This is a genomic window from Rhodanobacter lindaniclasticus, from assembly GCF_004799035.1.
GTDB classification, from domain to species: Bacteria; Pseudomonadota; Gammaproteobacteria; order Xanthomonadales; family Rhodanobacteraceae; genus Rhodanobacter; species Rhodanobacter lindaniclasticus.
The window spans coordinates 36,276-63,075 of record NZ_MWIO01000032.1 but is presented as its reverse complement, the minus strand read 5'-3'; the positions used below and the strand labels follow the sequence as shown (position 1 = coordinate 63,075).

The following is a 26,800-nucleotide window of genomic DNA, read 5'->3' as shown; positions in this document are numbered from 1 at the left end:
AACTGGGGTGGATGATGGGATTCGAACCCACGACAACCGGAATCACAATCCGGGACTCTAACCAGCTGAGCTACATCCACCATCGTTTGATACTGGTGCGCCCGACAGGATTCGAACCTGCAACCCTCGGCTTAGAAGGCCGATGCTCTATCCGGTTGAGCTACAAGCGCAGTCATCACCAGTAGAACATGTTGCTGGTCGGGGTAGAGGGATTCGAACCCCCGACTTTTGCGTCCCAAACGCAACGCTCTACCAGACTGAGCTATACCCCGGTTTCGAGCCCTCGATACACGCACCATCGAAGCCTTGAAATGTTACGGGTGACGCCTGGCCCAGTCAATCCGTACAAGCCGCACCATCCACTTGAAACTGTCGTTTCCATCGCCGCGAAGCCATGTCGCGATGAAAACGAAACGGGGTGCAAGCACCCCGCTTCACCGAATAAAAATGGTGCGCCCGGAGAGATTCGAACTCCCGACCACCTAGTTCGTAGCCAGGTACTCTATCCAACTGAGCTACGGGCGCACTGAAAAAAAACTTTGTCGTCCAGTGCAGCGATGCCTTGGCATCGAGGCGCTGAAGCAAGAAGCGGAATTATTCAGACTCCGCGCGCATGCGTCAACCCTTTTCGCGAAATTTCTTCATCTCCAATTGGGGGACGCCACCACTCGTCGTGGTCGTTTGCAGAAGGCCGCAGGCAGGAGTTCGCACCCTGCCCGCGGTTTCCCGTCACTCGCCCAGCGAAGCGCGACTCTGCGCGGCAGGGTCGCCGACCTTGCCCACCGGTGCTCCCGCGTCACTCTTCGGCGGCGGTGGCGGTGGTGTCGACCCACCCGAAGCGTTCTTGCTCCAGTCCGCCGGCGGACCGGGTTGACGCCCGGCCATGATGTCGTCGATCTGGTGGGCGTCGATCGTCTCGTATTGCAGCAGCGCATCGGCCATGACGTGCAGCTTGTCGAGGTTCGCCGTGAGCAGCTCCTTGCTGCGCGCGTAGGCGCGGTCGAGGATGCCACGCACGACTTCGTCGATCTTGCTCGCCGTCTCGTTGGAGATGCTCTTGTGCTGGGTCACCGAGCGACCGAGGAACACCTCGTCCTCGTCCTCGCCGTAGGTGATCGGGCCCAGTTCGTCGGACAGGCCCCACTTGGTCGCCATGTTGCGCGCCATCTTGGTGGCGCGCTCGATGTCGTTGGACGCACCGGTGGTGACCTTGTCGTTGCCGAAGATCAACTCCTCGGCCACGCGTCCGCCGTACAGCGAACACAACTGCGATTCGATCGCCACCCGGTTGATGCTGTACTTGTCGCCCTCGGGCAGGTACATGGTGACGCCGAGCGCGCGCCCGCGCGGAATGATGGTCACCTTGTAGACCGGGTCGTGCTCCGGTACCAGGCGACCCACGATGGCATGGCCCGCCTCGTGATAGGCGGTGAGCTTCTTCTCGTCCTCGCTCATCGCCATCGACCGACGCTCGCTGCCCATCAGGATCTTGTCGCGCGCCTTGTCCAGGTGGCTCATGCGAACCTCGCGGGCGTTCTCGCGCGCGGCGAACAGGGCCGCCTCGTTCACCAGGTTGGCCAGGTCGGCACCGGAGAAGCCCGGCGTGCCGCGCGCGATCGTCATCGCATTGACGTCGCTGGCGATCGGCACCTTGCGCATGTGCACCTTGAGGATCTGCTCGCGCCCGCGCACGTCCGGCAGGCCGACCACCACCTGGCGATCGAAACGGCCCGGCCGCAGCAGCGCCGGATCGAGCACGTCGGGGCGGTTGGTCGCGGCGATCACGATGACGCCCTCGGTACCCTCGAAACCGTCCATCTCGACCAGCAGCTGGTTCAGGGTCTGCTCGCGCTCGTCGTGACCGCCGCCCAGACCGGCGCCGCGATGGCGGCCGACCGCGTCGATCTCGTCGATGAAGATGATGCACGGCGCGTGCTTCTTGGCCTGCTCGAACATGTCGCGCACGCGGCTGGCACCCACGCCGACGAACATCTCGACGAAGTCGGACCCGGAGATCGAGAAGAACGGCACCTTCGCCTCGCCGGCAATCGCCTTGGCCAACAGCGTCTTGCCGGTGCCGGGCGGGCCCACCATCAGCACGCCGCGCGGGATCTTGCCGCCCAGTTTCTGGAAACGACCCGGGTCGCGCAGGAACTCGACCAGCTCGCCGACCTCCTCCTTCGCCTCGTCGCAACCGGCAACATCGCTGAAATTGACCTTGATCTGGTCCTCGCCCTGCAGCTTGGCGCGCGAGCGCCCGAAGCTCATGGCACCGCGACCGCCGCCACCGGACTGCATCTGGCGCATGAACCAGATGAACACGCCGACGATCAGCAGCACCGGCAGCCAGCTGATCAGCAGGCCGATCAGCGAGAAGCCCTCGGAGGGGTCCTGGCGCACTTCCACGCCCTGGTCCTGCATCTGCTTGACCACCGCATTGGTGGAGAAGCCCAGCATCGGCGCGACCGTCCGGAACGGGCTGCCGTCCTTCAGCTTGCCGCTGATGGTGGCCGGCTGATCGGCGCTGATGGTGGCGCTGGAGACATTGCCGCTGCTCACGTTCTGCACGAACGCGCTGTAGGCCAGGTCGGATGAACGGCTGCTGCGGGGGTTGAAGCTTTCAAACACGGTGAACAAGACCACCGCGATGATCACCCAGAGCAACACGTTTTTTGCCGTTTCATTCATGAACAGTACTCGCCAGTGGCATCGCAGCGGGTTTGCGCCCGGTCGCCAGTGCATACACCTCACGCGAACGCGCGCGCGAGGCCTTGGGTTTACGCATCGTCACGCGACTGAAGTCCGCGCGCAAGCAACGCAAGTAATCGTCAAAACCGACTCCCTGGAACAGCTTGACCAGGAACGAGCCGCCCGGCTTGAGCCACTGCCTGCTGAAATCCAGCGCCAACTCCGCCAGTGCCATCGCCCGAATCTGGTCGGCAAGCGCCACACCACTCATGTTGGGGGCTATATCGCACAGTACAAGATCCAGCCGGTGCCCCTCCAGGCGGGCCTCCAGCTGGCGCAGCACCGCTTCCTCGCGGAAATCGCCCTGCAGGAAATCCACCCCGGCGATGCTCTGCATCGGCAGGATGTCCAGCGCGAACACCTTGCCGCTGTCGCCCAGCCGGTTGCGCACCAGCTGCGACCAGCTGCCCGGCGCCGCGCCCAGATCCACCACGTTGATGCCCGGCTTCAGCAGCTTGTCGCGCTCGATCAGCTCCTCCAGCTTGTAGACCGCGCGTGAACGCAGCCCTTCGGCCTGTGCCTTCTTGACGTATTCGTCGTTGAAATGTTCACGCAGCCAGACTGCGCTGCTCTTGCTGCGGGCCATGTCTAAGGGAATATCTGATCGGGAAAGGGCCGTTGCATGATACCCTGTGCAGTCCCTCGATCGTGAACCTGGCCCGCCCATGCCGCTTACCCCCTCGCAGATCCGCTACCTGCGCGGCCTCGCCCATGACGTGAAACCCGTCGTGCTGCTGGGCAACAAGGGCGCCACCGAGGCCGTCGTGAAGGAACTGGGCCAGGCCCTGGACATCCACGAACTGGTGAAGGTGAAGCTCTCCGGCGGCGACAAGCAGGAGCGGCAGGCGCAGATCGACGTGCTCACCGGCGGTACCGGCGCCGAAACCATCCACCAGATTGGCCATATCGTGGTGCTGTTCCGGCGCAATGCCGACGAACCACGGATTGCGCTGCCCCGCTGATGGACCTGTCACTGGACCAGGCCGAGGGCTATCTGCTGGTGCGTCGGGTTGACGCACGCAGCGTCACCCTGCTCGACCGGGTCGTCGAACACAGCTTCCTGCTCACCCCCGCCGGCGTCACCGAAGCATGGCCGGTGGCGGCCGCGAGCAACCTGGGCGTCGACGACGTCCCGGCGCTGCTGGCACTGAAGCCCGAGGTGGTGATCGTGGGCACCGGCGAGCGCCAGGTGTTCCCGACCGCGGCATTCATGGCCGGCTTCCTGCGCAAGGGCATCGGCATCGAGGTGATGGACAACGCGGCCGCCGCCCGTACCTACAACCTGCTGGCCGGCGAGGATCGGCAGGTCGTGGCCGGCTTCATCCTGCCGCCCGCCTGATCGAGCACATTCCGCACCGCCGCAATCAGCGTGGCGGCAGGTAACTCAGCGGGTCCACCGGATTGCCGTTCTTGCGGATCTGGAATTCCAGCTCGTTGCGGGTCGTGCCGGTGGAACCCATCTCGGCGATCTGCTGCCCCGCCGTCACCTGCTGGCCTTCCTTCACCAGGCGCTTGCGGTTGTGCCCGTAGGCCGACAGGAAACTGTCGCTGTGCTTGATGATGACCAGTTCGCCATAGCCAACCAGGCCGTTGCCGCTGTAGACCACCACGCCGTTGGCGGCGGCACGCACGGGATCGCCTGAATCGCCGGCGATCTCGATGCCGGGAATTGCATCGCTGCTGTTGAAGCGGCCGACCACCGACCCGCCTTCCACCGGCCAGCGCCAACTCACCCCGCCGACGTCACGCGCCGGGCCTGCGGCCACCGGTTTGGCGACCGGTGGCGCCTTCGCTGGCGGCGTGACGGAAACGCCGGCCACCGGCACCGTGTCTGCCGCCGGCGCATGCGCCACGGGTGCGGCGGAAGGAATGGCGGGACGTGTTGCCGCCGCAGCCGGCGAGGCTTCGGTGACCGGCTCGAATACCGGAGCCGTGGCGGCCACGCCGGACGCCCGGGGGGAACCGGCGGCAGTGCTCGGCGTACGCGCCACCGCCGATGTCGTCGTCGCCGGCGGCGACAACGTCAGGCGCTGCCCCGGCCAGATCGTGTACGGCGCCGCGATGGCGTTCCACTGGGCAAGATCGCGGAAATCCACACCCTTGCGGAAGGCGATGGAATAAAGCGTATCGCCCTTCTCCACCACGTAGCTGCCGCCGGGAATCGGCGTGCGCGCCGCGCGCGAGGACGGCACCGCAGTGGTCGACGAGTAGCTGCCCGCAGCGGGTTCGATCACGACCGAGCTGCGCATGGTGCCGCAGCCGACCAGCAACGCCGCCATCATGACCAGGCACAGAAAACGAACTGAATGATCCATGCGGTCCAGCATACCGAGGCGCGCCGCCATTTTCATGCGCGCCGCGCCGCGAATCAGCGTGGCCACAGCCACCACGCCAGCAGCACGGCCAGCAGCACCAGCGCACCCCGGCCGATCCACTCGATGTTCCTGTGCAGCGTGCGTTCGGCGCGTTCGCCGAACAGGCGGATCAACAACGCCAGCAGCCAAACGCGCTTGCCGCGGCCGACCGCCATGCAAGCCAGGAACGGCAGGATCGGCACGCCCACGATGCCGGCCGCCCAGGTCACGAACTTCATCGGGATCACCGGCTGCAGCGCGGCCAGCATCAACGCGCCCAACATGGTCAGCCAATGCTCGTTCATGTCCGTGCGCAGGTTGCCTACCCACGTGGTGATGACCTCCTGCATGTGCAGGCTGAGCAGCGGCTTCACCGACTCGTAGGCCCAGTGGCCCAGCGCGTAGCCCACCACCGAGCCAAGCAGGGAGAACAGCAGCGACATGTTGGCGTAGAAGAACGCCTTGAGCCGCTTGCCGAGCATCATCGGCGCCAGCATCACTTCCGGCATGATCGGAAAGATGAACGCCTCGAAGAAGCTCAGCGCGCACAGGTAATACAACGCGCGCGGCGCGCGAGCCCAGACCAGTGCGCGGGCGTAAAGCGGTTCGAACAGGCGCATCAGCCGATGCCACCCAGCAGCGGCACGAAACTCACCGCACCCAGTTCCTCCAGCGCGAAATCGCCCTTGCCGTCACCGCGCATGCGGATCAGGTTCTGCCGGCTGGGCGAGCCGACCGGCGCCACCAGCACGCCGGTGGGGTTGAGCTGTTCGAGGATGCGGTTCGGAATGGTGTCGCCCGCGGCGGTGAGGATGATCGCGTCGAACGGTGCCTCGTCCGGCCAGCCCAGCTTGCCATCGTCATAGCGCGAGCGCAGGTTGGTCAGGCCGAGCTGGCGGAAGCGGCGCCGGGCCTGGCGCAGCAGCGCCTCGATGCGCTCGACCGTATACACCTCGCCCACCAGCGCCGACAGCACCGCCGCCTGGTAACCCGAGCCGGTGCCGATCTCCAGCACCTTGCGCGGCATGTCTTTCTGGCCTTCGAAATGCTCCAGCAGGGCCTCGGTCATGCGCGCCACCACCCATGGCTGCGAGATGGTCTGGCCGTGGCCGATCGGCAGCGCGTCGTTTTCGTAGGCATGCAACTGCAATGCCTGGTCGATGAAATGATGGCGCGGCACGGTGCGGATCACCTCGATCACGCGCGGGTCGCGGATGCCCGCGTCCTGCAAGGTCGCGACGAGCCGGTTACGGGCACGCTGCGAGGTCACTCCCTCGCCCTTGAGCTGGGCTGCCGGCAACGGGTAGGTGGTCATCGGTCAGGCCGCCTCGCCCTTGCTGCGGCGACCGGTCATGCCGTCGCTCAGCGTCTTCATCCAGCTGCTGACCTTGTCCAGTGCCTGGAACCGGGTCAGGTCGACGTGGATCGGCGTGACCGAGACGAAGCCGCGATGTACCGCGTTGAAATCGGTGCCGGGGCCGGCATCGTCCACCTCACCGGCCGGGCCGATCCACCACATCGGCCGTCCGCGCGGATCGGTCTGTGCGATGCACGGCGCGGCGCGATGGCGACGACCGAGGCGGGTGACCTCGAAGCCCTCGATTTCCGCCCACGGCCGATCGGGCACGTTGACATTGAGGATGGTGTCGGCCGGCAGCGGATCGACCAGCAGCCTCTGCATCAGCAGCAGCACGGCTTTTGCCGCCGAGTCGTAATGCACGCCCTTGTGGTCATGGCTGACCAGCGACACGGCGATCGCCGGCAGCCCCAGGAAACGCCCTTCCATCGCCGCCGAGACCGTGCCCGAATAGATCACGTCGTCGCCCAGGTTGGCCGAGTTGTTGATGCCGGACACCACCATGTCGGGTTCGTCGTCGAGCAGGCCGGCCAGCGCCAGGTGCACGCAGTCGGTGGGCGTGCCCGCCACGCGGTAGTAGCCATTGCCCATCGGCAGCACGCGGATCGGTGCGTCCAGCGTCAGCGAATTGCTCGCCCCGGAGCGGTCGCGATCCGGCGCCACCACGGTGACCTCGCCCACCGCCTGCAGGCGCTCTGCCAACACGCGGATGCCCGGCGCATCCACGCCATCGTCGTTGCTGACCAGAACTCGCATGATGCTCCGTCGAAAACTGACTGCGCGCGCCCCGCAGCCCGTGCGTGGCGATTGCATGATGGTTGCAAGTCTACCGTAGCGCGCCCCCAAGTTTCACCGGGATTCATCGCATGGTCTGTCCGCTTCTGGTCAGGGCAACGCTGCTCGAGTATCACCACCGTCACCCAGCCTCTGTGTTCGCAGACCACAGGGCCGCAGGCGAAGGCAGACTGGCCGTGGACCGAAGGTATGCGGACAGAGAGGGTGGGCCTCAACGCGTTGAATCTGAAATGATGAGGTGATGACGGCGGCGATACTTGAGCAGCGTTGCCCTAGGATGCGCACATGAAGCGACCCAACCCGCCCCGGATCACCGACGAGGACCGCCGCCTGTTCCGCGACGCCATTGGCGAGGTACAGCGACTCGCTCCGATGGCGCCACCGCCGGCGACGGAAAGGCCCGCGCCACACCCACGCATGTTCGAAGCCGACGAAGCCGCCGTCGCCAGCGAGTTGCTGGACATGGATTTCGATCCCGCCACGCTCGAAGTCGGCGAGGAACTCGGCTACCTGCGCGACGGTTATCCGCCCAGACTGCTGCGGCAACTCAAGCGCGGCCAGTTCAGCGTGGGCGACGAGCTGGACCTGCATCAGATGAACGCGGCCGCGGCCCAGGCCAGCATCGTCGCGTTCCTGGCCGAAGCACGGCAGGCCGGCGTGCGCTGCGTGCGCATCGTCCACGGCAAGGGGTTGCGTTCCAAGGCCGCCGGCCCGGTGCTGAAAGCACTCACCGACCGCATGCTGCGCCGGCGCGACGACGTGATTGCGTTCGCCTCGGCGCGCGCGGCGCAAGGCGGCACCGGCGCGGTGATCGTCTTGCTGAAAGAGCAGAAGTGAGTGGAGAGGAGTGAGAAGTGAGAGAGGAGCGGGTGCGCTCGTGCTTTCTCTCACTTCTCACTCCTCCTTTACTCACTCCTCGCCTTTCGCCAGCTCGCGCACCACGACAGTGGCGTATGCGCCAGCGGGCAACTCGAACGACAGCTCCAGCGCCTCGTCGTCCTGCCAGCGCCAGCGGAGGTTGTGCGGGATCAACCGCAGGGGGCGGCGTTCCTGGTCCATGCGCGCGGCGGCCAGCCCGGCGGCGAGGTCTTCGTCCGCTGCGGCAACTTCGCGCTCCAGCGCACCGGCTTCGCCCTGGCTCGGCGGTTCGCCCTGCCCCCACAGCGGACCCGACGGATGGATGTCGGCGCGCGCCAGGCGGGCGGCCAGTTCGTCGCTGAACGGTTCCGGCCCGAACCATGAGCGCGAACCGGCCAGCGACCAGATCTCGCCGTCCATCGGTTGGTCCCACGCGTCGCGCTCGACCCGCGCCGCCAGCACGCCATTGAAGATGTGCGAACGCGCGACCGACAAAAGGAACGATCGCTTGTCGCGATCCATCCGGCGCCCACCGAACATCGCGCGCGCCTGCGCCACGTTGCCGCCTTCACGGCCGAAGCGCTGCTCGCCGTAATAGTTCGGCACACCGTGCGCGGCGATCTGCTGCAGCACCGACTCCGCACGCGCGCGATCGCCGCTCACCTCGCGCAACACCAGCACGAAACGGTTGCCGCGCAGGGCGCCGCGCTTGAGTTTGCGCGAATGCCGCGTCGCCGCCAGCACTTTCACCTCCGCGTGCGGGAACGTCGACCAGTCCGGGGCGGGCCGGCCGGCCAGTTGCACCGAGAAGGTCTGCCGGGTCACGGCGTGGCGATCCTTGAGCCCCGCATAGCCGACGGCAACCGGCGGCACGCCGGCGAACTTCGCCAGCTCGCGGGCGACCCAGTCGGTATTGGCGCCGCGTTTCTCCACCCACAGCAGCAGGTGCTCGCCGGCACCATCGGCGTCGTAACCGAGGATCTCCTCGACCAGGAAATCCTCGGGACTGGTCCGCAGACGCGCAGTCAGTGGCGGTTCGCCGAACGCACGGGGAAGTTCTTGCATGTGGAATCCTGTAACCATCGATCGCCTGCAGATGCTCTTGCGACTCCCTGTGTCCGTTTCCTGCAATGAAGGCTTCGCCCGCGAGCGGGCTCCTACAAGAGGAAGATCGTGGCCAGGCCGAGGAAGATGAAGAAGCCGCCGCTGTCGGTCATCGCCGTGATCAGCACGCTGGAGCCCAGCGCCGGGTCGCGGCCGAAACGGGTCATGCACATCGGGATGCCGACGCCGGCGAAGGCCGCCAGCAGCAGGTTGAGCGTCATCGCCGCGGTCATCACCAGGCCCAGCGAGGCACTGTCGTAGAGCAGCCACGCCACGATGCCGATGACACCGCCCCACACCAGACCGTTCAGCAGCGCCACGGCCATCTCCTTGCGCCACAACCGCCGCGCGCTGTCGGCGCTGATCTGGTTCAGCGCCAGCGCGCGCACGATCATGGTGATGGTCTGGTTGCCGGAGTTGCCGCCGATGCCTGCCACGATCGGCATCAAGGCGGCCAACGCCACCAGGCGTTCGATCGAGCCTTCGAACAGGCTGATCACGCGCGAGGCGATGAAGGCGGTCATCAGGTTGATCGCCAGCCACAGCCAGCGGTTGCGCAGGCTGGCCCAGACCGAGGCGAAGATGTCCTCCTCCTCGCGCAGGCCGACCCGCCCCAGCGCCTCGCTTTCGCTCTCCTCGCGGATCACGTCGACCATGGCGTCGATGGTGATGCGGCCGATCAGGTGGCCGCTCTCGTCCACCACCGGCGCGGTCACCAGGTCGTAGCGCTCGAACGCCTGCGCCACGTCGTAGGCGTCGTCGGTGGGGTGGAAGGTGTTGACGTCCGGCGCCATCACCTCGCTGACCATGCGCTCGGGCGAATTGACCAGCAGCCAGTGCAGCGGCAACACGCCGGTGAGCAGGTTGTCCTGGTTGATGACGAACAGCTTGTCGGTCTGCGGCGGCAGCTCTTCCCAGCGGCGCAGGTAGCGCAGTACCACCTCCAGGCTCACGTCCTCGCGGATCGTGACCATCTCGAAATCCATCAGCGCGCCGAGCTGATCCTCCTCGTAGGACAGTGCCGACTGCACCTGCTCGCGCTGCTGCGTGTCCAGGCTGGCCATCAACTCCGGCAACATCGCCGTGGGCAGGTCCTCGACCAGGTCGGCCAGTTCGTCGGCATCCAGCGTCTCGGCTGCCGCGAGGATCTCGTGGCGGTCCATGTCCGCGATCAGCGACTCGCGCACCGCGTCGGAGACTTCCAGCAGGATCTCGCCGTCGCGGTCGGCCTTGACCAGTTGCCAGACCGCCAGGCGGTCATCCAGCGGCAGCGATTCGAGGATGAAGGCGATGTCGGCCGAGTGCAGTTCGTCCAGCTGCTGGCGCAATTCGGCCAGCGCGTCTGCCGGCAGCCGGCCGCCCTCCTCGTGCCGGTGCAGCAGCTCGACGATGGTTTCGAGCTGGTCGTGCAGCCGGTTCGCGGCGCTGCGGGCTTCTACTTCGGTCACGCGCGCTCCAGCAGGACACACGCTTGCGCGGCAATCCCTTCGCCCCGGCCGCAGAAGCCGAGTTTTTCGGTGGTAGTGGCCTTGACGCTGATGCGACCGATCTCGCTGTCCAGGTCGGCAGCCAGGTTTTCGCGCATGGCCTGCGCGTGCGGGCCGACCTTTGGCGCCTCGCCGATCACGGTGACGTCGGCGTTGCCCAGCGTGTAACCATGCCGGGCCATCAGCACTGCCGCGTGACGCAGGAACTGACGACTGTCCGCGTCGCGCCAGCGCGCGTCGGTGGGTGGAAAATGGCGACCGATGTCGCCCAGCGCCAGCGCGCCGAAGATGGCATCGCACAGCGCGTGGATCACCACGTCGCCATCGGAGTGCGCCACCACGCCGCGACCATGCGGCACGCGCACGCCACCGAGCATGACGTGGTCGCCCTCGCCGAATGCGTGCACGTCGAAACCGCTGCCTATCCTCATGAGCTTGTCCTTGCGAGCAGGAACTCCGCCAGCGCGAAGTCCGCCGCCGTGGTCACCTTGATGTTGTCTTCGGCACCCTCGACCAGCAACGGCGAGAAACCGGCCAGTTCCATCGCCATCGCCTCGTCGCTGACGGCCACTCCCTGCCGGTTTGCCTCGCGCAGGGCTGCCGCCAACGGGCCGCGCCGGAACATCTGCGGCGTGAACGCGCGCCAGCGCGACTCGCGCGACTCGGTACGCTCCACGCGTCCGTCGCCATCGGCGTGCTTGAGCGTGTCGCGCAGCGGTGCGCCGAGCAGGCCGCCGTCGCCCTGAGTGCCCTGCTCGATCAGGCGACCGATGTCGTTCGGCCGTACGCAAGGGCGCGCCGCATCGTGCACCAGCACGAACTCCTCGCTGCCCACACGCTCCGGCAGGGCGTCGAGCCCGGCCAACACGGATTCGCTGCGCTGCGCGCCGCCGATGGCGGTCAACACCGGCTTGCCACGCACGTCGTGCAGACCCGGCCAGTGCCGGTCATCGGCCGCCAGCGTCACCAGCAGACCGCCGATCCGCGGATGCACGGCGAGACGCTCCAGGGTGTGTTCGATCAGTGACCGGCCGGCCAGCAACTGGTATTGCTTGGGCAAGTCGCCGCCGGCCCGCACGCCCCGCCCGGCCGCCGGCACCACGCACCACAACGTGGTGCCGGTCATGGCGAGCCGCGCGCAGCGGAGGCGGCCGTGGCCGGCGAGCTGCCCGCGCGCGCGGGTTCGACCACCTGGTAGAACACCTCGCCGGGCTTGATCAGCCCCAGCTCGGTGCGTGCTCGCGCCTCGACCGCCTGGTCGCCATGCTTGAGATCGTGCACGTCGGCGGCCAGCGCCTGGTTGCGCTTCTGCAGGCGCGCGTTGTCGCTGGTCTGCTTGTTCACTGCCACGCGCAAACTGTCCACCTCCTGCATGCTGCCGCCGCCGAACCACAGCTTCAGCTGCAATCCGGCCAGCAGCAGCAGCAACAGCAAGGCGACCCAGCGCAGCACGGCAGCGGGTCCGGGTCAGCCCGGCAAACGGCCGAGGTTGGGGAACGCGTCGCGACCGGCGTAGCGCGCGGCCGAACCCAGTGCCTCCTCGATGCGCAGCAGCTGGTTGTACTTCGCTACGCGGTCGCTGCGGCACAGCGAGCCGGTCTTGATCTGGGTCGCGGTGGTGGCTACCGCGATGTCGGCGATGGTGGTGTCCTCGGTTTCGCCGGAGCGGTGCGAGATCACCGCCGCGTACTTCGCCGCGTCGGCCATGGCGATCGCCTCCAGCGTCTCGGACAGCGTGCCGATCTGGTTCACCTTGATCAGGATCGCGTTGGCGATCTTCTTTTCGATCCCCTCGCGGAAGATCGCCGGGTTGGTCACGAACAGGTCGTCGCCGACCACCTGCACGCGCTCGCCGATCGCGTCGGTGAGCAGCTTCCAGCCGTCCCAGTCGCCTTCGGCCATGCCGTCCTCGATGGTGACGATCGGATACTGCTTCGCCCAGCTCGCCAGCAGGTCGACGAACTGCGCCGAGCTGTACTGCTTGCCTTCGCCGGCCAGGTCGTACTTGCCGTTCTTGTAGAACTCCGAACTGGCCGCGTCGAGGCCGAGCAGGATCTCGCTGCCGACCTTGTAGCCGGTCTTGTTCACGGCTTCGAGAATGGTGTCGATCGCTTCCACGTTGGAGCGCAGGTTCGGCGCGAAGCCGCCCTCGTCGCCCACTGCGGTGGCGAGGCCGCGGCTGTGTAGCACGCTCTTCAAGGCATGGAAGATTTCCGCGCCGGCACGCAGCGCCTCGGCGAAGCTGGGCATGCCCACCGGCAGGATCATGAACTCCTGCACGTCGACGTTGTTGTCCGCGTGCGCACCGCCGTTGATGATGTTCATCATCGGCACCGGCAGCGCGCCGGGCTTGCCGTGCGACAGGTACTTCCACAGCGGCTCGCCGCGCGAAGCCGCCACCGCATGCGCCGCCGCCATCGACACGCCAAGCAGCGCGTTGGCGCCCAGTTTGCCCTTGTTCGGCGTGCCGTCCAGCGCGATGAGCTTGGCGTCCAGACCTTTCTGGTCGGCCGCATCGAAACCCTTCAGCGTGTCGGCAATCGCGCCATTGACGTTGGCCACCGCGTTCTTCACGCCCTTGCCGCCGTAGCGCGACTTGTCGCCGTCGCGCAGCTCGACGGCCTCGCGCGAACCGGTGGAAGCACCACTCGGCACCGCGGCGCGGCCGAAACCACCATCGGCCAGGGTGACTTCGGCTTCCAGCGTGGGATTGCCACGCGAGTCGAGGATTTCACGGGCGTGGATGCGCGCAATGCTATACATGTAATTTCCCCAAAACAGTTTTCAAATCATCAGACATCCGGCAGGACGATCCGACAGGCGCTGCGTAATAGTCGTAAACAATCCTCGCCTTCAGTCGAGTTGTGTAGTCAATGTCCTTGACCGATGCCGCAGCAAGCAAGGATAGAACTTGGAAAGTGCGCACTTCGGTAGCATTTGAAAGCCCATATTTCGCCTTCTCCTCATCAGACATCTTTTTGTTAACGCTTAGGACGGGGCCAAATTTTTTTGAATCAGACAGAGCTTCGTGGGCAGCCTGCTCCAGCTCAGCCAAATTACCGGTGCCCACTGACACGCTCCCTCTTGATGAATATGCGCCACCATCTTTCTTCGCATCTGCCACACAGATCTGAAATGCAGCCTGCTCACTGTCCAGAGCGCCAAAACTCAACCCAAAAACAGACCCCCTCTCTGGTGCAGGTTTGTTCAAGAATTCGGCAAAATCCTCTTCCATGCCATCGGTAATGCCGCAGGTGTTTCCAGCGGCAGCAGCCAAATAATAAAGAAATACCGTGTTTAGTTTATCCCCCGGATAACGATCCACCCGATACATTTGCCGAATATACTCGGCACCACTAATTTCCACCAACTTGCTAATCCCGTCTTCTGTTAATGGGTCCGTTTTCTCCACCTGACCCCGAGTTGCAGAATTGGACGGCCACACACTCAGCAACGCCTCTTTGAATGAATTCCCGAGTTTTTGAGAAATAAAGCCATTTATTATCTCTGGCGCAGGATGACCAAGAAAATCCCTTCCACAAGCAAGCGCCGCCCGTTCTGAGTCTTGATTAGCAACCCCATTCGCATTCGCCGGGAATAGCCCTGCTAACAAGACCATCAAGATAAAGGATGAGATTGGTCGCACGTTAGACATAGTCTGCTTCCAGGAAACCTCTCCGTTTTACTACCAAATCGATCTCCTGCAGGGTTTCCAGCAGCGCCTCCATCTTGCCGAGTGGCCAGGCGTTTGGTCCATCGGAAAGTGCCTTGGAAGGATCCGGATGGGTTTCGGCAAACAGGCCGGCCACGCCGACCGCGACCGCCGCGCGCGCCAGCACCGGCACGAACTCGCGCTGGCCGCCGGAGCTGGCGCCCTGCCCGCCCGGCAGTTGCACGGAATGCGTCGCGTCGAACACCACCGGGCAGTCGGTCTCGCGCATCACGCTGAGCGAACGCATGTCCGAAACGAGATTGTTGTAGCCGAAGCTGGCGCCGCGCTCGCACACCATGATGTCGTCGTTGCCGACGGCCTTGGCCTTGGCCACCACGTGCTTCATGTCCCACGGCGCCAGGAACTGGCCCTTCTTGATGTTCACCGGCTTGCCGGCGCGCGCCACCTTCTGGATGAAATCGGTCTGCCGGCACAGGAACGCCGGCGTTTGCAGCACGTCGACGACCGATGCCACTTCGTCCATCGGCGTGTATTCGTGCACGTCGGTGAGCACCGGCACGCCGACCTGGCGCTTCACTTCGCCCAGGATGCGCAGGCCCTCTTCCAGCCCCGGCCCGCGGAAGCTGTCGCCCGAGGAACGGTTCGCCTTGTCGAAGCTGGACTTGAAGATGAAGTTCACGCCGAGCCGGCCGGTGATCTCCTTCAGCGTGCCGGCGGTGTCCAGTTGCAACTGCTCGGACTCCACCACGCAGGGGCCAGCGATCAGGAACAGCGGCTGGTCCAGCCCGATCTCGAACCCGCAAAGCTTCATGCCACCGACTCCTCAGCCAGCTTCGGCCCCTTGTGCACGGCCTTGTATTCGCGCGCCGCATGCACGAAGCCGCTGAACAACGGATGCCCGTCGCGCGGCGTCGAGGTGAACTCCGGGTGCGCCTGGCAACCGAGGAACCACGGATGCTTCTGTTGCGGCAACTCGACGATCTCCACCAGCAGGTCGTCCATCGACTTGCCGGAGATCACCAGGCCCAGATCCTCGAACGCCTGCCGGTAGCGGTTGTTGAACTCGTAGCGATGGCGATGGCGCTCGCGCACCACGTCCTGCCCGTACATCGCGCGTGCCAGGGTGCCGGCCTTGAGGCGGCATTCCTGCGAGCCCAGGCGCATGGTGCCGCCCAGGTCGGAACGGTCGTTGCGCTGCTCGACTTCGCCGGTCGCGGTGGTCCATTCGGTGATCAGCGCAATCACCGGGTTCGCGGTGTTGCGGTCGTTCTCGCTGGAATCGGCATCGGTCAGGCCGGCCACGTGGCGGGCGAAATCCACCACCGCCGCGTGCATGCCGTAGCAGATGCCGAAGTAAGGCACGCCATGCTCGCGGGCGTACTTCGCCGCCAGCACCTTGCCTTCGAAGCCGCGCTTGCCGAAACCGCCGGGCACCAGGATCGCGTCGGCCTTGCCCAACACCTTGGCGGCGCCTTCGGCCTCGACCTGCTCGGAGTCGATCCAGTCCAGATTCACCCGCGTCTGCTGCTTGATGCCGCCATGGCGCAGCGCCTCGGCCAGCGACTTGTAGGCATCCTTGTGCTCGACGTACTTGCCCACGATGGCGACGGTGATCTCGTCCTTCGGGTGCTCCACCGCATCCACCGTGCGCTGCCACTCGGACAGGTCCGCCGGCTTGGCGGCCAGGCCGAGCTTCTTCACCACGATGTCGTCCAGGCCCTGCTGGTGCAGCCACAGCGGTTGCTTGTAGATGACGTCGACGTCGGCGGCGCTGATCACCGCGTGCTCCGGCACGTTGGTGAACAGGGCGATCTTGCGTCGCTCGCCGTCGGGCAGCGGCTGCTCGCAGCGGCACAGCAGGATGTCCGGCTGGATACCGATCGAGCGCAGTTCCTTCACCGAATGCTGGGTGGGCTTGGTCTTGATCTCGCCGGCGGCCTTGATGTACGGCACCAGGGTGAGGTGCATGAACACCACCTTCTCCGGACCATGCTCGATGCGCAGCTGGCGGATCGCCTCCAGGAACGGCAGCGATTCGATGTCGCCCACGGTGCCCCCGATCTCGACCAGCCCCACGTCGAAACCGCGCGTGGCTTCGTGGATGCAGTGCTTGATCTCGTCGGTGATGTGCGGGATCACCTGCACCGTGGCGCCGAGGTAATCGCCGCGGCGTTCCTTGCGGATCACGCTCTCGTAGATCTTGCCGGTGGTGATCGAGTTCTTGCCCGCCAGCCGGGTGCGCACGAAACGCTCGTAATGCCCGAGATCGAGGTCGGTCTCGGCACCGTCGTCGGTCACGTAGACCTCGCCGTGCTGGAACGGACTCATCGTGCCCGGATCCACATTGATGTAGGGATCGAGCTTCATCATGGTGACCGAGAGGCCGCGGGCTTCGAGAATGGAAGCCAGCGACGCCGCAGCGATGCCCTTGCCAAGCGAGGACACCACACCGCCGGTGACGAAAATCAGGGGGGTCATGGAAAGCAGCCGTGCGGGAAATTGGCATTTTAGCTGCAGAAGGCCCCGGCTGCGAGATGGCGCACGAAAAATTGCGCCGGTCGGTTCATTTCCGTTGCGTCGCGGGGCAGCAAAACACCGACTGGCGCCTGCTAGCATGGCCGGATGAACAACCCCGTCTCCGCCCGCCTGACCGCCTTGCGCACGGCGATGCAGCAGCATGGCGTCGCCGCCGTGCTCGTCCCCAGCGCCGATCCGCACCTGTCCGAATACCTGCCGGAGCACTGGTCGGCACGCGAGTGGCTGTCGGGCTTCGACGGTTCGGCCGGCACCCTGGTCGTCGGCCGCGAATGGGCCGGGCTGTGGACCGACTCGCGCTATTTCGCCCAGGCCGAGCAGCAACTGGCCGGCAGCGGCATCGAACTGATGAAGCTGCGCGTGCCGCATACGCCCGAACATCTGGAATGGCTGCAACAGCACCTGCACGAGGGCGACGTGCTGGCGGTGGCCGGCGACAGCGTGGCACTGACCGCGCTGCGCCAGATCGAGCGCACCCTGGCCGGGGTCAGCGTGCGCACCAACCTCGACCTGCCCGGCTCGATCTGGACAGACCGTCCGCCGCTGCCGCAATCGCCAGTGACCGAGCACGCCATGGCCTGGGCCTGCATCGCGCGCGCGGACAAGTTCGCGCGCCTGCGCAAGGCGATGCGCAAGCTCGGCGCCACCCACCACCTGGTGTCCAGCCTCGACGACATCGCCTGGCTGACCAACCTGCGCGGCAGCGACGTCGAGTGCAACCCGGTGTTCCTCGCCCACCTGCTGGTGCGGGCTGACGCCGGCGCCACCTTGTTCGTCGGTCGCGCCAAGCTCGACGACACGGTGGTGGCATCCCTCGCCGCCGACGGCATCGGCATCGCCGATTACGCCGCGATCACCTCCACCCTGCAGGAGCTGGGCGCGGACGACCGTCTGCTGCTGGACAGCGGCCGCGTGGTCAGCGCGATCGCCGCGGCGATCGCACCGGAGGTCACCCGCATCGAGGCGGCCAACCCCAGCACCGCGTTCAAGGCGGTCAAGAGCGCCGCCGAACTCGACCACGTCCGCGACGTGATGCGTCGCGACGGCGCGGCGTTGGTGCGCGGCTTCCGCCGGCTGGAGCAGCGGCTCGCCGCCGGCATGACGGTGACCGAACTGGACGTGGATACCTTGCTGCACGAGGAGCGCTCGGCCCAGCCCGGCTGGGTCGGCGAGAGCTTCGCCACCATCGCCGGCTATCAGGCCAACGGCGCGCTGCCGCATTACCGTGCCACGCCGCAGTCGCACAGCACCTTGCAGGCAAAGGGCCTGCTGCTCGTCGATTCGGGCGGCCAGTACCTGGGCGGCACCACCGACATCACCCGCGTACTGGCGCTGGGCGAAACCACCTCGGAGCAGCGCCGCGACGCCACGCTGGTGCTGAAGGGCATGATCGGCCTGTCGCGCGCGCGCTTCCCCAGGGGCGCCAGCGGCCCGCAACTGGACGCGCTGGCGCGTGCGCCGCTGTGGGCGGCGGGCACGGATTACGGTCACGGCACCGGCCATGGCGTGGGCTATTTCCTCAACGTGCACGAAGGCCCGCACGGCATCCGCGCACCGGCGCCGGGCGGCGCGCTGGTGCCGCTGGAACCGGGCATGATCAGCTCGATCGAGCCGGGCCTGTACAAGCCCGGCCGGCACGGTATCCGCCACGAAAACCTGGCCGTGGTGATCGAGGCCGACCGCACCGAGTTCGGCGAATTCCTCGCCTTCGAGACGCTCACCATGTGCCCGTTCGATCGCCGCGCGCTCGAACCGAACCTGCTCAATCCGGAAGAGCGCGCATGGCTGGACGACTACCACGCCAGTGTGCGCGCCGCACTCAGCCCGCTGCTGGCCGAAGCCGACCTGGAATGGCTGAACCGCCACTGCGCGCCGCTATAGTCAAGGCAGACACTGCCCGGCCGGCGGGCGGCCATTCAATAACGCACGGACGCCGTGCCCTGTACCCGGCTCGGTGGGTCGCTGGCGGGGAAGCTCCGGGCAAGTTCGTCGTCGATGCGCTGCTCGCGTGCCAGCACGGATTCGACGGCGAATGCGGCGGATGCTTTGCGGCCCGGCACGACGCCAGCGGCGTCCGGCCCGGTCAGCGAGCGGCGAAGGGAACGGTGCGAAAAGAAACAGAACATGGCGCCCCCCTGATGCCGGTGGACATCGAAGCGATGGACCGGCCCGTCGCGCCCGGGTCACAGCCCCAGGTTGTTGTGCTCCAGCACGCGTTCGGCGCGATAACTCGAACGCACCAGCGGCCCGGCGACCGCTTCCACGAAGCCCTTGCCCAGCGCCAGTTCGCGATAGGCACGGAATTCGTCCGGGGTGACGAAACGCTCCACCGGCAGGTGGTGCGGGCTGGGCCGCATGTACTGGCCCATGGTGACCACGTCAACCCGGGCTTCGCGCATGTCGTCCAGCGCCTGCTCGATCTCGGCGTCGGTTTCGCCCAGGCCAAGCATCAGGCTGGTCTTGGTGAGCGTGCCGGGCGCGTGGCGCTTGGCGAAGGCCAGCACGCCCAGGGTCTGCTCATAGCCTGCGCGCGGGTCGCGCACCGGATGGGTGAGGCGGCGCACGGTTTCCAGGTTCTGCGCATAGGTGGCCAGGCCGGCGTCGAGCACGGTGGCGACGCTGGCATGGTTGCCGGCGAAATCGGGGGTGAGCGCCTCCACCGCGGTGTCGGGCGAGCGCTGGTGGATGGCCTTCACGCAGGCGGCGTAGTGGGCGGCGCCGCCGTCGGCAAGGTCGTCGCGATCCACCGAGGTGAGCACCACGTACTTCAGCCCCATCAGCGCCACCGCGTCGGCCACCTTGGCCGGCTCCAGCGGGTCGAGCCAGCCGTTCGGGTTGCCGGTGGAGACCGAGCAGAACTTGCACGCGCGCGTGCACACCGAGCCCATCAGCATCAGCGTGGCGGTGCCGCGGCCCCAGCACTCGGCGATGTTGGGGCACTTGGATTCGGCGCACACGGTGTTGAGCTGGTGCGTGCGCACGATCTCGGCCACTTCCTCGTAACGCGCGCCGCTGGGCAGCTTCACGCGCAGCCACGGCGGCTTGCGGCTGACGTCGGGTTCATGGCTGTGCGCATTGGGCTTCTGGCCGCCCTTGACCGCACGCGTGCCCTGCGGACTGGTGAACTTGCTGCCGTCAGGAATGGAAGGGTTGCTGGACATGAAGATGCGGGCTGGCTGGACTGCCGCCAGTGTCCCGCGCGACGCTCGCGCCTGCCCTGATGCACATCAAAGCAGCCGGGTCGACGCCCCGCCCCGCATGCCGATCAACCGCGCCGTGGCGGCACCAGCCGCAGCCGGGGGGAGCCGCTCTGCTGGTTGGGGCTGAGCAGCGCCTGGATTTCTTCGGCCTGCAAGGGATACGAATAGAGGTAGCCCTGCCCTTCGACACAGCCGGCGCGCAGCAGGAATTCGTGCTGCGCCTCGGTCTCGATGCCTTCGGCGATGGTGATCAGGCCCAGGCTGCGCGACATCGCCAGCATCGCCTCGGTGATCGCCGCGTCGTTGGCGTCGCCGGGCAGGCCGGTGACGAAGGAGCGGTCGATCTTCAGATAGGTGACGGCCGGCAGCTTGAGGTAAGCCATCGAGGAGTAGCCGGTGCCGAAATCGTCGATGGCCACGTCGATGTTCAGCATGTCCAGCGTCTGCATGGTGCGCTGGGTGTCGTCGCCCAGCCGCAGCATCGCGCTCTCGGTGATCTCCAGCAGCAGGCGGTGCGGCGACACGCGGCGCGACTGCAAGGTGCGGCTGACGCCGTCGACGAAGGACGGATGGCCGAACCAGCGCGCGGAGATGTTCACCGCCACGCGGATCGGCGGCACTCCGGCCAGGTCCCAGGCCTGGATCTGGGCGCAAGTGGCCTGCAGCACCCATTCGTCGATGCGCCGGATCAGGCCCAGGTTCTCCGCCACCGGGATGAACTCGCCAGGCAGCACCTCGCCACGCTCCGGATGCTGCCAGCGCAGCAGCGCCTCCACCGCCACGATGCGCCCGCTGCCCAGTTCGATGCTGGGCTGGAACACCAGGCGGAACTCGCCGCGGCTCAGCGCCTGACGCAGTTCGGTCGCCAGCTGCAGGCGGCGCCGGTTGTCGGCGTGCATCATCGGCGTGTAGAAACGGAACGCATTGCGCTCCTCGGTCTTGGCCGCGTACATGGCGGCGTCGGCGTTGGCGATCAGGGTGGCCGCATCATTGCCGTCCAGCGGATAGCCGGCCACGCCGATGCTGGCGGTGAGCACGACCTCGTAATCGTCCAGCACCAGTGGCTCGGACAGTGTCGACAGCAGGCGATTGACGATCGCCCGCGCATCCTCACGCAGGCTCAGCCGCGGCAGCAGCACGGTGAACTCGTCGCCGCCGATGCGTCCGGCCACGTCGCCGTCGGAGAGCTGCCGGCTGATCCGCTCACCCACCTTCACCAGCAGGCGGTCGCCGATCGCATGGCTGTAGCTGTCGTTGACGATCTTGAACGCGTCCAGGTCGATGAACAGCACCACCGCCGCCAGCCGCTCGCGTTCGGCCTGGGCGATCGCCTCCGTGCAATAGCGTTCGAACTCGGCGCGATTGACCAGGCCGGTCAGCGGATCGTGCCGGGCCAGGTGCTCCAGCCGGCGCTGGTTGGCCTTGGCTTCGTGGATGTCGGTGCATACCGCCACGTAGTACGTCACATGCCCCTCGCCGTTCCGGATCGCGCTGAGGCTGAGGTGTTCCGGATAGCTGCTGCCGTCGGCGCGGGTGCTCACCACTTCGCCGATCCAGTTGCCGCCGGCAGCCACCTCGTCCCAGATGGCCTTGGGCAGCGCACGTCCGTCCGGCAGGCGGCGCGTGTCACCCAACCGCCGGCCCTGCAGTGCCAGGCTGCTGAAGCCGGTCAGTTCGGTGTGCGCCGCATTGGTGGAGGTGATCCGCTGATGCGCGTCGGCGATGACCACACCCTCGGCGATGCTGGCCAGCGCCTCAGCTGCCACCCGGCGCTCCTGTTCCATCGCCACCCGCTCGGAGATGTCGCGGATGATCGCCTGGCAAACCGGCAGCTCGCCCCAGCGGGCGACGCTGGTCTGCGTTTCCACCGGGCGGGTGCTGCCGTCGGCGGCCAACAGTGCATTGGTGGCGGCTCGCCCCGCCTGCTGGCCAGCCAGCGGCTGCAGGAACAGGTGCACGTAGCGGTCGCCGATCAGCTCCTTCGCGCTGCGCCCGGTCCATGCCGCCGCGGTGCGGTTCACGTCGAGGATGCGCCCGCTGCCCTCGTCGATCATCACGATCGCGTCGGCCGCGCTGTCGAACAGCAGCCGGTAGCGCTCCTCGCTGCCGCGGATGCTTTCCAGGATGCGCCGTGCCATGCCCAGCCACAGCAGCACGGCGACCAGGGTGACCGCGACCACGCCACCGAAGAGCAGCTTGCCGACCCACGAGGCGCCACGCGCCACCTCGACCGAGAAGACGTTGGTGCGCGGCTCGATGAAACGGTTCAATTCGTGGATGCGACTGCGTTGGCGGAGCTGTTCGGCCGGCTGCAGGCCACCGGCCGCGTAGGCGCGTTGCAACTCGCCGGCAATCTCGTCCAGCTCGGTAATGGCATCGTCGACCGAGTACCAGGCGCGCAGCGCCTCGCTGATGTGCGGCGCCGACGAAAAATGCTGGAGGATGAAGATCATCCCGGGGATGGCATCGGGGATCACGCTGCCTCGGGCGAACGCCTGGGCGACCTTGTCGTGGTCGAACTGGCCCGAGGCGATCGCGTCGCGGGCCCAGCGATCGGAGAGCACCACCGCGTAGTGGCGCTTGAAGCCGGCCAGGTCCACGGCGTCGCCGCTGATCGCATAGGCTTCCAGGTCGATCACCGACTGCTTCTGCGCCTTGGACCAAAGGCTCTCGCCGTTGAGGAAACCGGCGAGAGTGATCTGGATCTGCAACGCACCCCAGGTCAGGGCCAGCATCAGCCCCACCATCGCGATCAGCGCATACGCCAGCGGCATCAGCCGCCGCGACAAAGGCTTTTGCAAGGTGGTTTGAGAAGTGCGCATCACGCTCCTTCTACCATGACTGGTGCCGTGTGACCCACTGCGTGCTCCTTGGTTGTTGCAGCTCGGGAACTCAGGCGGCGGCTTCCCTCATGGCCTCCAACTCGTAACGCGCGTCGATGCAGTGATCCATGCTGATACGCATGCTTACATAGCTGCGCTTGATGCAACTGGCAATATGTTCCACGTCGTGGGCGGCCGGGGTCGTCCCCATCAGCGTGCAGACGATCTCCAGCGCCTCCCACGGATGGGTATCGTCATAAGCGGCGTGAAGTTGAAGCCAACGCAAACTGCCGGCACGTTCCTTCGGCGCGAAGCTCTCGGCATAGGCCTTGCTTTCGTATACCCGCTGCGACCACTCGCCGGTGGCCCCCTCGACGGCATAGTTGGTGGCCGCGACGCTCGCCGCCAGCGAACCGCTGGCGCAGATCTCCTCGCACCAGTCCGCCAGCGTTCCTGTGCCGTGGGGTGCGCGGCCATTCAGCACGTCCTCGCGCGCGACCCCCGCGCCTTCGGCCCAGTTGAGCCAATATTCGGCATGGTTCTGCTCCACTCGGATGTTGCGCACCAGCCAGCGCCGGGCCAGGTTGTCACCGGAACTGCGGCCGAAGCGGGTCTTGAGCAGGCTCAGCGCCATGTATGCCGGGAAACGCTCGATCACCGGCCAGATGCCGACCATGAAGTGACGCGTCGCCGTGTGGCTGAGCGAAGCCTCCCTCATCAGATCCCACATCTCGTGCCGCACGACGCCCTGCTTGGCGGCTTCGCAATCGGCCACCATGTCCTGTGCCCATTGGGGGTAGCTGGTCAGTTCGGTGAGCGGGCCGGAACGTTCAAAACGGGTGTTCATCTTCCATCTCCTGTACAGGTGGGTGTTGCGGTGGTTCGCCTTGCCTGACCGCGCGCTGGATTGCTGCCGGTCCCGATCGCGCGCCGCCTCTGGCGACGTCGCGAAAACAGTTGCATCGACTGCACTGGCCGCGCGCACAGCGTGCGCCCGGCAGGAGTCGAGGTCTGGATACCATGTCGCACTCCGCCCATTCACGCCAGTCGGCAGTCTGGACGTCCGGATGCCTGGTCGGTTTTCGCGGGTTCGCGAACAAGCCGTCGGCAATCACTGCGCGGCCACCGCGTTCTCGGGCAGGTCCTTGCGGTAGCGGGCGATTTCCTCCTCCGCCACGCCGGCAGCGCTCATCTCGCGCAGCGCCTGCTGCATCCGTGCCGTGCCCTCGGCACGCCGCCCCATGCGCAGCAGGATCTGCGCGTGCAGCGCGCCAAGCACGGAGGCGCGGCCGGGGTCGGCGGTGCTGGCCTGGTAGGCCGCCGGATCGACATGCTCGATCAGGGCCAGCGCCTCGGCCTGACGACCCAGCTGGCTGAGCACGTCGGCGCGGGCGACGCGGGCTGCCTGCACCGTGGGGCTGCGCTCGCCCGATACCGCCACCAGGCCATCCTCGGCCGCGCGCAGGTCGGCCAGCGCGGCGGGCAGGTCACCGGCCTCCTGCTCCTGCGATCCAAGGTTGAGCTGCTCCACCAGGGTGTACTGGTGGCGGGCGCCCCAGCGTGCCAGCGCGCGTCGGTAGACGTCGCGCTGGACCACCAGCGCCCTGGCATCGTCGCCGCTCAACGAGTACAGGTAACCCAGCGAACTCAGCGCCGTGATCGTGCCCTGCCCACTGGGTCCCTGCGTCGCCTCGTAATCTGCCAGTGCCCGCTGCGTGGCCGCGATGGCCTCGGCATGGCGGCCTTGCGCGCGCAGTGCGTCGCCCAGCCGCGAGTGCGCCAGCGCCAGCACTGCCCTGCCCACCCGCTGCTGCGTGTAGGCCGGCCCTCCCAGCACCTCGCGGGCGATCCGCTCGGCCTCGCCGGCCCGGTCCAGGCGCAGCTGGCAGCCGGCAATGCCCAGCAGCAGGTGGGCCGACATCAAGGCATCGTCCGGATGCAGGATCTTCTGCATGGTCAGCGCAGCGCGATAGTTGTCCAGCGCCACCTGTACCTGCAGTTGCTGGTAGGCGAGGTCCCCACGCGCCAGATGCGAGCGCAGGCTCACCTCCGACACCGCCTGGCGGCGCACGCCGGCCGCCGCATCGGCTTCGTCCAGGCGCGTCGTGGCCTGCTTGAACTGCGACATGTGCGCCTGCATCACGACCAGTTCGTACTCGGCCAGCAGGCTGCGCTCGTCGGCGCGGCCAAGCTTGTGGCGCAACAGCCCGGCCGCGGCCAGCAACTGGTCCAGCGCCTTGCGGTAATCGCCGGTGCTGCGGTACGCGCGCCCCAGGGTCTGGTGCAGGTCGGCCGCCAGCAGCGGCGCCTTGCCGAAGCGCTGGTCCACGCGCGTGGCCGCGGCGTCGAGGATGTCGCCGAGGCGGGGGTTCTTCTCGTACCACGCCGGCGAGTCACCGCCGATGCCGGCCCCCAGCAGATCCTCGTTGAGGAACTGATTGGTGGCGGTGGCCAGTGCGGCCTGCCGCTGCGCTTCGTCGCGGGCCACGCGGGCACGCTGGAATTGCCACAGGCTGGTGGCCAGGCCGACCAGCAGCAGCAGCGCGGCAGCGACAATCCACGGCCGTCGTGCGCGGCTGCGCTGCAGGCGCTGCTCGGCACGATGCGCACGCGCCTCGGCCTCGCGCAGCCGGCTGCGTTCGACCTGCCGCGCCTCGCGCCGGCGCAATCGCGCGCACAGCTCGGCCACGCTGCGGAGCCGTCGCGCCGGCGCACCGTCGGTCGCCGCGGCGATGTCCTCGCACAGCAGCTCGTCGTCGACGTCGGCTTCCCAGCCGGGCGCCAGCGGCCTGCGCAGGTCGCCCACCACCAGTTGATACAGCATCAGCCCCAGCGCATAGACGTCGCTCTGCACCGTCGGCGGCTGGCCCGCCAGCAGCTCCGGCGCCAGGTACAGCGGGGTGGCGTTCGAATCACCGGCCGCCTGCGTAAGGGTCAGACCCAGCGCGGTGATGCCAAGTTCCTGCAGCCGCTCAGGCTGCAGCAGCCGACTGGCGCCGAAATCCGCCAGCCGCGGCTGCCAGCCGTCGCCGGCTGGTCGCATCAGCACGTTGGCCGGCTTGATGTCCTTGTGCAGCACGCCGACCCCGTGCGCTGCGGCGATCGCATCGGCGATCTGCAGGAACAGGTGCAGCCGCTGCGACAGATCCAGCCCGGCCAGGCCGGGCGAGCCGGCAGCCCAGCGCGCCAGGTCATCGCCGCCGTATTCGCATTCCAGGTAGAACGGCGCGGTGGCGAAGTTCCAGTCGATCACGCGCACGAAGTCGTCGCGCCCGCCCAGGCTCTCGCGCAGCAGCCGGTGGATCGTGGCCTCGCGCTTGAGCGCTGCCAGGCGCTCGCCATCGGCGCTGAACTTGTACACGCGCAACTCGCCGGTCTTGTCGTGGCGGGCCAGCCAGACCTCGTTGCCGCGCGCCGGCCCGAGCTGCTCGCGCAGGCGGAAGTGTTCGCGCCCGGGCACGCTCTGCCCGGCTGCCAGCGCCAGCAGGCTGTGCAGGCGCCGGCCGGAAACCGTGCGCTCGACCGGCCCGCGCAGGCGATAACCAACCCGCGGCAGGTTGACGATGCGCCCGTGCCCGTCGGCGCCGAATGCCTTGCGCAGCTTGGCGACCGCGTTGGCCAGCACGTTGTCCACGGTGGGCCGCGCACCCCATACCGTGGCGAACAACTCTTCGCGCGGCACCACCTCGTCGGCGCGACGCAGCAGGCAGGCGAGCACCTGCAGCGGGCGTTGCTCCAGTTCCACCGACTGGCCGTCGACGCGCAACTCGCCGCGCGCCTCGTCGAACTCGACGTTGCCGAAGGCGTACCGATAAAGCGGTTGTTCGTCGCCCTGTTCGACCGGCTGCATAGGCACCCCCACGGGAA

At 67.0% G+C, this 26,800-nt stretch carries 24 protein-coding genes and 4 tRNA genes; 4 read left to right on the top strand and 24 right to left on the bottom strand.

What is annotated here, in order from left to right:
• Positions 1–3: 3 nt before the first annotated feature.
• The 6 genes from B1991_RS12390 to rlmE form a co-directional block, all read right to left on the bottom strand.
• Positions 4–80: transfer RNA gene (locus B1991_RS12390), tRNA-His, on the bottom strand.
• Positions 81–93: 13 nt separating this feature from the next.
• Positions 94–170: transfer RNA gene (locus B1991_RS12385), tRNA-Arg, on the bottom strand.
• Positions 171–195: 25 nt separating this feature from the next.
• Positions 196–272: transfer RNA gene (locus B1991_RS12380), tRNA-Pro, on the bottom strand.
• 176 nt (positions 273–448) lie between these two features.
• Positions 449–525 (bottom strand) — tRNA-Arg (locus B1991_RS12375).
• A gap of 204 nt (positions 526–729) precedes the next feature.
• Complete coding sequence (gene ftsH, locus B1991_RS12370; protein WP_210772126.1) at positions 730–2,688, bottom strand: ATP-dependent zinc metalloprotease FtsH; 1,959 nt, start codon at positions 2,686–2,688, stop codon at positions 730–732.
• The gene (rlmE, locus tag B1991_RS12365; RefSeq protein WP_136258993.1) at positions 2,681–3,334 is read right to left on the bottom strand and encodes a 23S rRNA (uridine(2552)-2'-O)-methyltransferase RlmE; all 654 of its coding nucleotides are present in this window, start codon (positions 3,332–3,334) and stop codon (positions 2,681–2,683) included. The genes ftsH and rlmE overlap by 8 nt, the downstream gene beginning before the upstream one ends.
• A gap of 79 nt (positions 3,335–3,413) precedes the next feature.
• Between rlmE and B1991_RS12360 the strand changes: the two genes are divergently transcribed.
• The gene (locus B1991_RS12360; RefSeq protein WP_136258992.1) at positions 3,414–3,710 is read left to right on the top strand and encodes a YhbY family RNA-binding protein; all 297 of its coding nucleotides are present in this window, start codon (positions 3,414–3,416) and stop codon (positions 3,708–3,710) included.
• Positions 3,710–4,087: an Mth938-like domain-containing protein gene (locus tag B1991_RS12355; RefSeq protein WP_136258991.1), complete on the top strand. Its 378-nt coding sequence runs from the start codon at positions 3,710–3,712 to the stop codon at positions 4,085–4,087. The genes B1991_RS12360 and B1991_RS12355 overlap by 1 nt, the downstream gene beginning before the upstream one ends.
• Before the next feature lie 25 nt (positions 4,088–4,112).
• Here the strand turns inward: B1991_RS12355 and B1991_RS12350 are convergent, their stop codons facing one another.
• From B1991_RS12350 to surE, 4 genes are read right to left on the bottom strand one after another with little or no spacing between them, the layout of a single operon-like run.
• Positions 4,113–5,075, bottom strand: coding sequence for a peptidoglycan DD-metalloendopeptidase family protein (locus tag B1991_RS12350; RefSeq protein WP_136259044.1), 963 nt, complete (start codon positions 5,073–5,075; stop codon positions 4,113–4,115).
• A gap of 41 nt (positions 5,076–5,116) precedes the next feature.
• Positions 5,117–5,722 (bottom strand): YqaA family protein, encoded by a 606-nt coding sequence (locus B1991_RS12345; protein ID WP_136258990.1) that lies wholly within the window; start codon positions 5,720–5,722, stop codon positions 5,117–5,119.
• The gene (locus B1991_RS12340; protein ID WP_136258989.1) at positions 5,722–6,417 is read right to left on the bottom strand and encodes a protein-L-isoaspartate(D-aspartate) O-methyltransferase; all 696 of its coding nucleotides are present in this window, start codon (positions 6,415–6,417) and stop codon (positions 5,722–5,724) included. Before B1991_RS12340 ends, B1991_RS12345 begins: the two co-directional genes overlap by 1 nt.
• Before the next feature lie 3 nt (positions 6,418–6,420).
• On the bottom strand, positions 6,421–7,215 hold the full coding sequence (surE, locus tag B1991_RS12335; RefSeq protein WP_136258988.1) for a 5'/3'-nucleotidase SurE: 795 nt from the start codon (positions 7,213–7,215) through the stop codon (positions 6,421–6,423).
• Between the two features lie 324 nt (positions 7,216–7,539).
• Between surE and B1991_RS12330 the strand changes: the two genes are divergently transcribed.
• A complete protein-coding gene (locus tag B1991_RS12330) occupies positions 7,540–8,091 on the top strand; it encodes a Smr/MutS family protein (protein ID WP_136258987.1) in 552 nt (183 codons plus the stop codon).
• 72 nt (positions 8,092–8,163) lie between these two features.
• Here B1991_RS12330 and truD read toward each other — a convergent pair whose 3' ends face one another.
• From truD to B1991_RS12285, 9 genes are all read right to left on the bottom strand, one after another.
• Entirely contained in the window at positions 8,164–9,177 is a 1,014-nt protein-coding gene (gene truD, locus B1991_RS12325; RefSeq protein ID WP_136258986.1) for a tRNA pseudouridine(13) synthase TruD, read from the bottom strand.
• A gap of 92 nt (positions 9,178–9,269) precedes the next feature.
• Complete coding sequence (mgtE, locus tag B1991_RS12320; RefSeq protein WP_136258985.1) at positions 9,270–10,664, bottom strand: magnesium transporter; 1,395 nt, start codon at positions 10,662–10,664, stop codon at positions 9,270–9,272.
• Complete coding sequence (ispF, locus tag B1991_RS12315; RefSeq protein WP_136258984.1) at positions 10,661–11,134, bottom strand: 2-C-methyl-D-erythritol 2,4-cyclodiphosphate synthase; 474 nt, start codon at positions 11,132–11,134, stop codon at positions 10,661–10,663. The genes mgtE and ispF overlap by 4 nt, the downstream gene beginning before the upstream one ends.
• On the bottom strand, positions 11,131–11,829 hold the full coding sequence (ispD, locus tag B1991_RS12310) for a 2-C-methyl-D-erythritol 4-phosphate cytidylyltransferase (protein WP_136258983.1): 699 nt from the start codon (positions 11,827–11,829) through the stop codon (positions 11,131–11,133). Before ispD ends, ispF begins: the two co-directional genes overlap by 4 nt.
• Entirely contained in the window at positions 11,826–12,155 is a 330-nt protein-coding gene (gene ftsB / locus B1991_RS12305; RefSeq protein ID WP_136258982.1) for a cell division protein FtsB, read from the bottom strand. Before ftsB ends, ispD begins: the two co-directional genes overlap by 4 nt.
• Before the next feature lie 15 nt (positions 12,156–12,170).
• Positions 12,171–13,466 carry a phosphopyruvate hydratase gene (eno, locus tag B1991_RS12300; RefSeq protein WP_136258981.1) on the bottom strand — a complete coding sequence of 432 codons (1,296 nt, stop codon included), beginning with the start codon at positions 13,464–13,466 and terminating at the stop codon, positions 12,171–12,173.
• A complete protein-coding gene (locus tag B1991_RS12295) occupies positions 13,459–14,358 on the bottom strand; it encodes a hypothetical protein (protein WP_136258980.1) in 900 nt (299 codons plus the stop codon). The genes eno and B1991_RS12295 overlap by 8 nt, the downstream gene beginning before the upstream one ends.
• Positions 14,351–15,187: a 3-deoxy-8-phosphooctulonate synthase gene (kdsA, locus tag B1991_RS12290; RefSeq protein WP_136258979.1), complete on the bottom strand. Its 837-nt coding sequence runs from the start codon at positions 15,185–15,187 to the stop codon at positions 14,351–14,353. Before kdsA ends, B1991_RS12295 begins: the two co-directional genes overlap by 8 nt.
• A complete protein-coding gene (locus B1991_RS12285) occupies positions 15,184–16,854 on the bottom strand; it encodes a CTP synthase (RefSeq protein ID WP_136258978.1) in 1,671 nt (556 codons plus the stop codon). The genes kdsA and B1991_RS12285 overlap by 4 nt, the downstream gene beginning before the upstream one ends.
• Before the next feature lie 144 nt (positions 16,855–16,998).
• Between B1991_RS12285 and B1991_RS12280 the strand changes: the two genes are divergently transcribed.
• The gene (locus B1991_RS12280) at positions 16,999–18,792 is read left to right on the top strand and encodes an aminopeptidase P family protein (protein ID WP_136258977.1); all 1,794 of its coding nucleotides are present in this window, start codon (positions 16,999–17,001) and stop codon (positions 18,790–18,792) included.
• Positions 18,793–18,827: 35 nt separating this feature from the next.
• Here B1991_RS12280 and B1991_RS12275 read toward each other — a convergent pair whose 3' ends face one another.
• The 5 genes from B1991_RS12275 to B1991_RS12255 form a co-directional block, all read right to left on the bottom strand.
• Positions 18,828–19,037, bottom strand: a complete 210-nt coding sequence (locus B1991_RS12275; RefSeq protein WP_136258976.1) for a hypothetical protein — start codon at positions 19,035–19,037, stop codon at positions 18,828–18,830.
• Between the two features lie 57 nt (positions 19,038–19,094).
• A complete protein-coding gene (lipA, locus tag B1991_RS12270) occupies positions 19,095–20,072 on the bottom strand; it encodes a lipoyl synthase (protein WP_136258975.1) in 978 nt (325 codons plus the stop codon).
• Between the two features lie 104 nt (positions 20,073–20,176).
• Positions 20,177–22,933: a putative bifunctional diguanylate cyclase/phosphodiesterase gene (locus B1991_RS12265; RefSeq protein WP_136258974.1), complete on the bottom strand. Its 2,757-nt coding sequence runs from the start codon at positions 22,931–22,933 to the stop codon at positions 20,177–20,179.
• 70 nt (positions 22,934–23,003) lie between these two features.
• On the bottom strand, positions 23,004–23,780 hold the full coding sequence (locus B1991_RS12260) for an iron-containing redox enzyme family protein (RefSeq protein WP_136258973.1): 777 nt from the start codon (positions 23,778–23,780) through the stop codon (positions 23,004–23,006).
• A 264-nt stretch (positions 23,781–24,044) separates the two neighbouring features.
• On the bottom strand, positions 24,045–26,783 hold the full coding sequence (locus B1991_RS12255) for a protein kinase domain-containing protein (RefSeq protein WP_136258972.1): 2,739 nt from the start codon (positions 26,781–26,783) through the stop codon (positions 24,045–24,047).
• Positions 26,784–26,800: the final 17 nt, after the last annotated feature.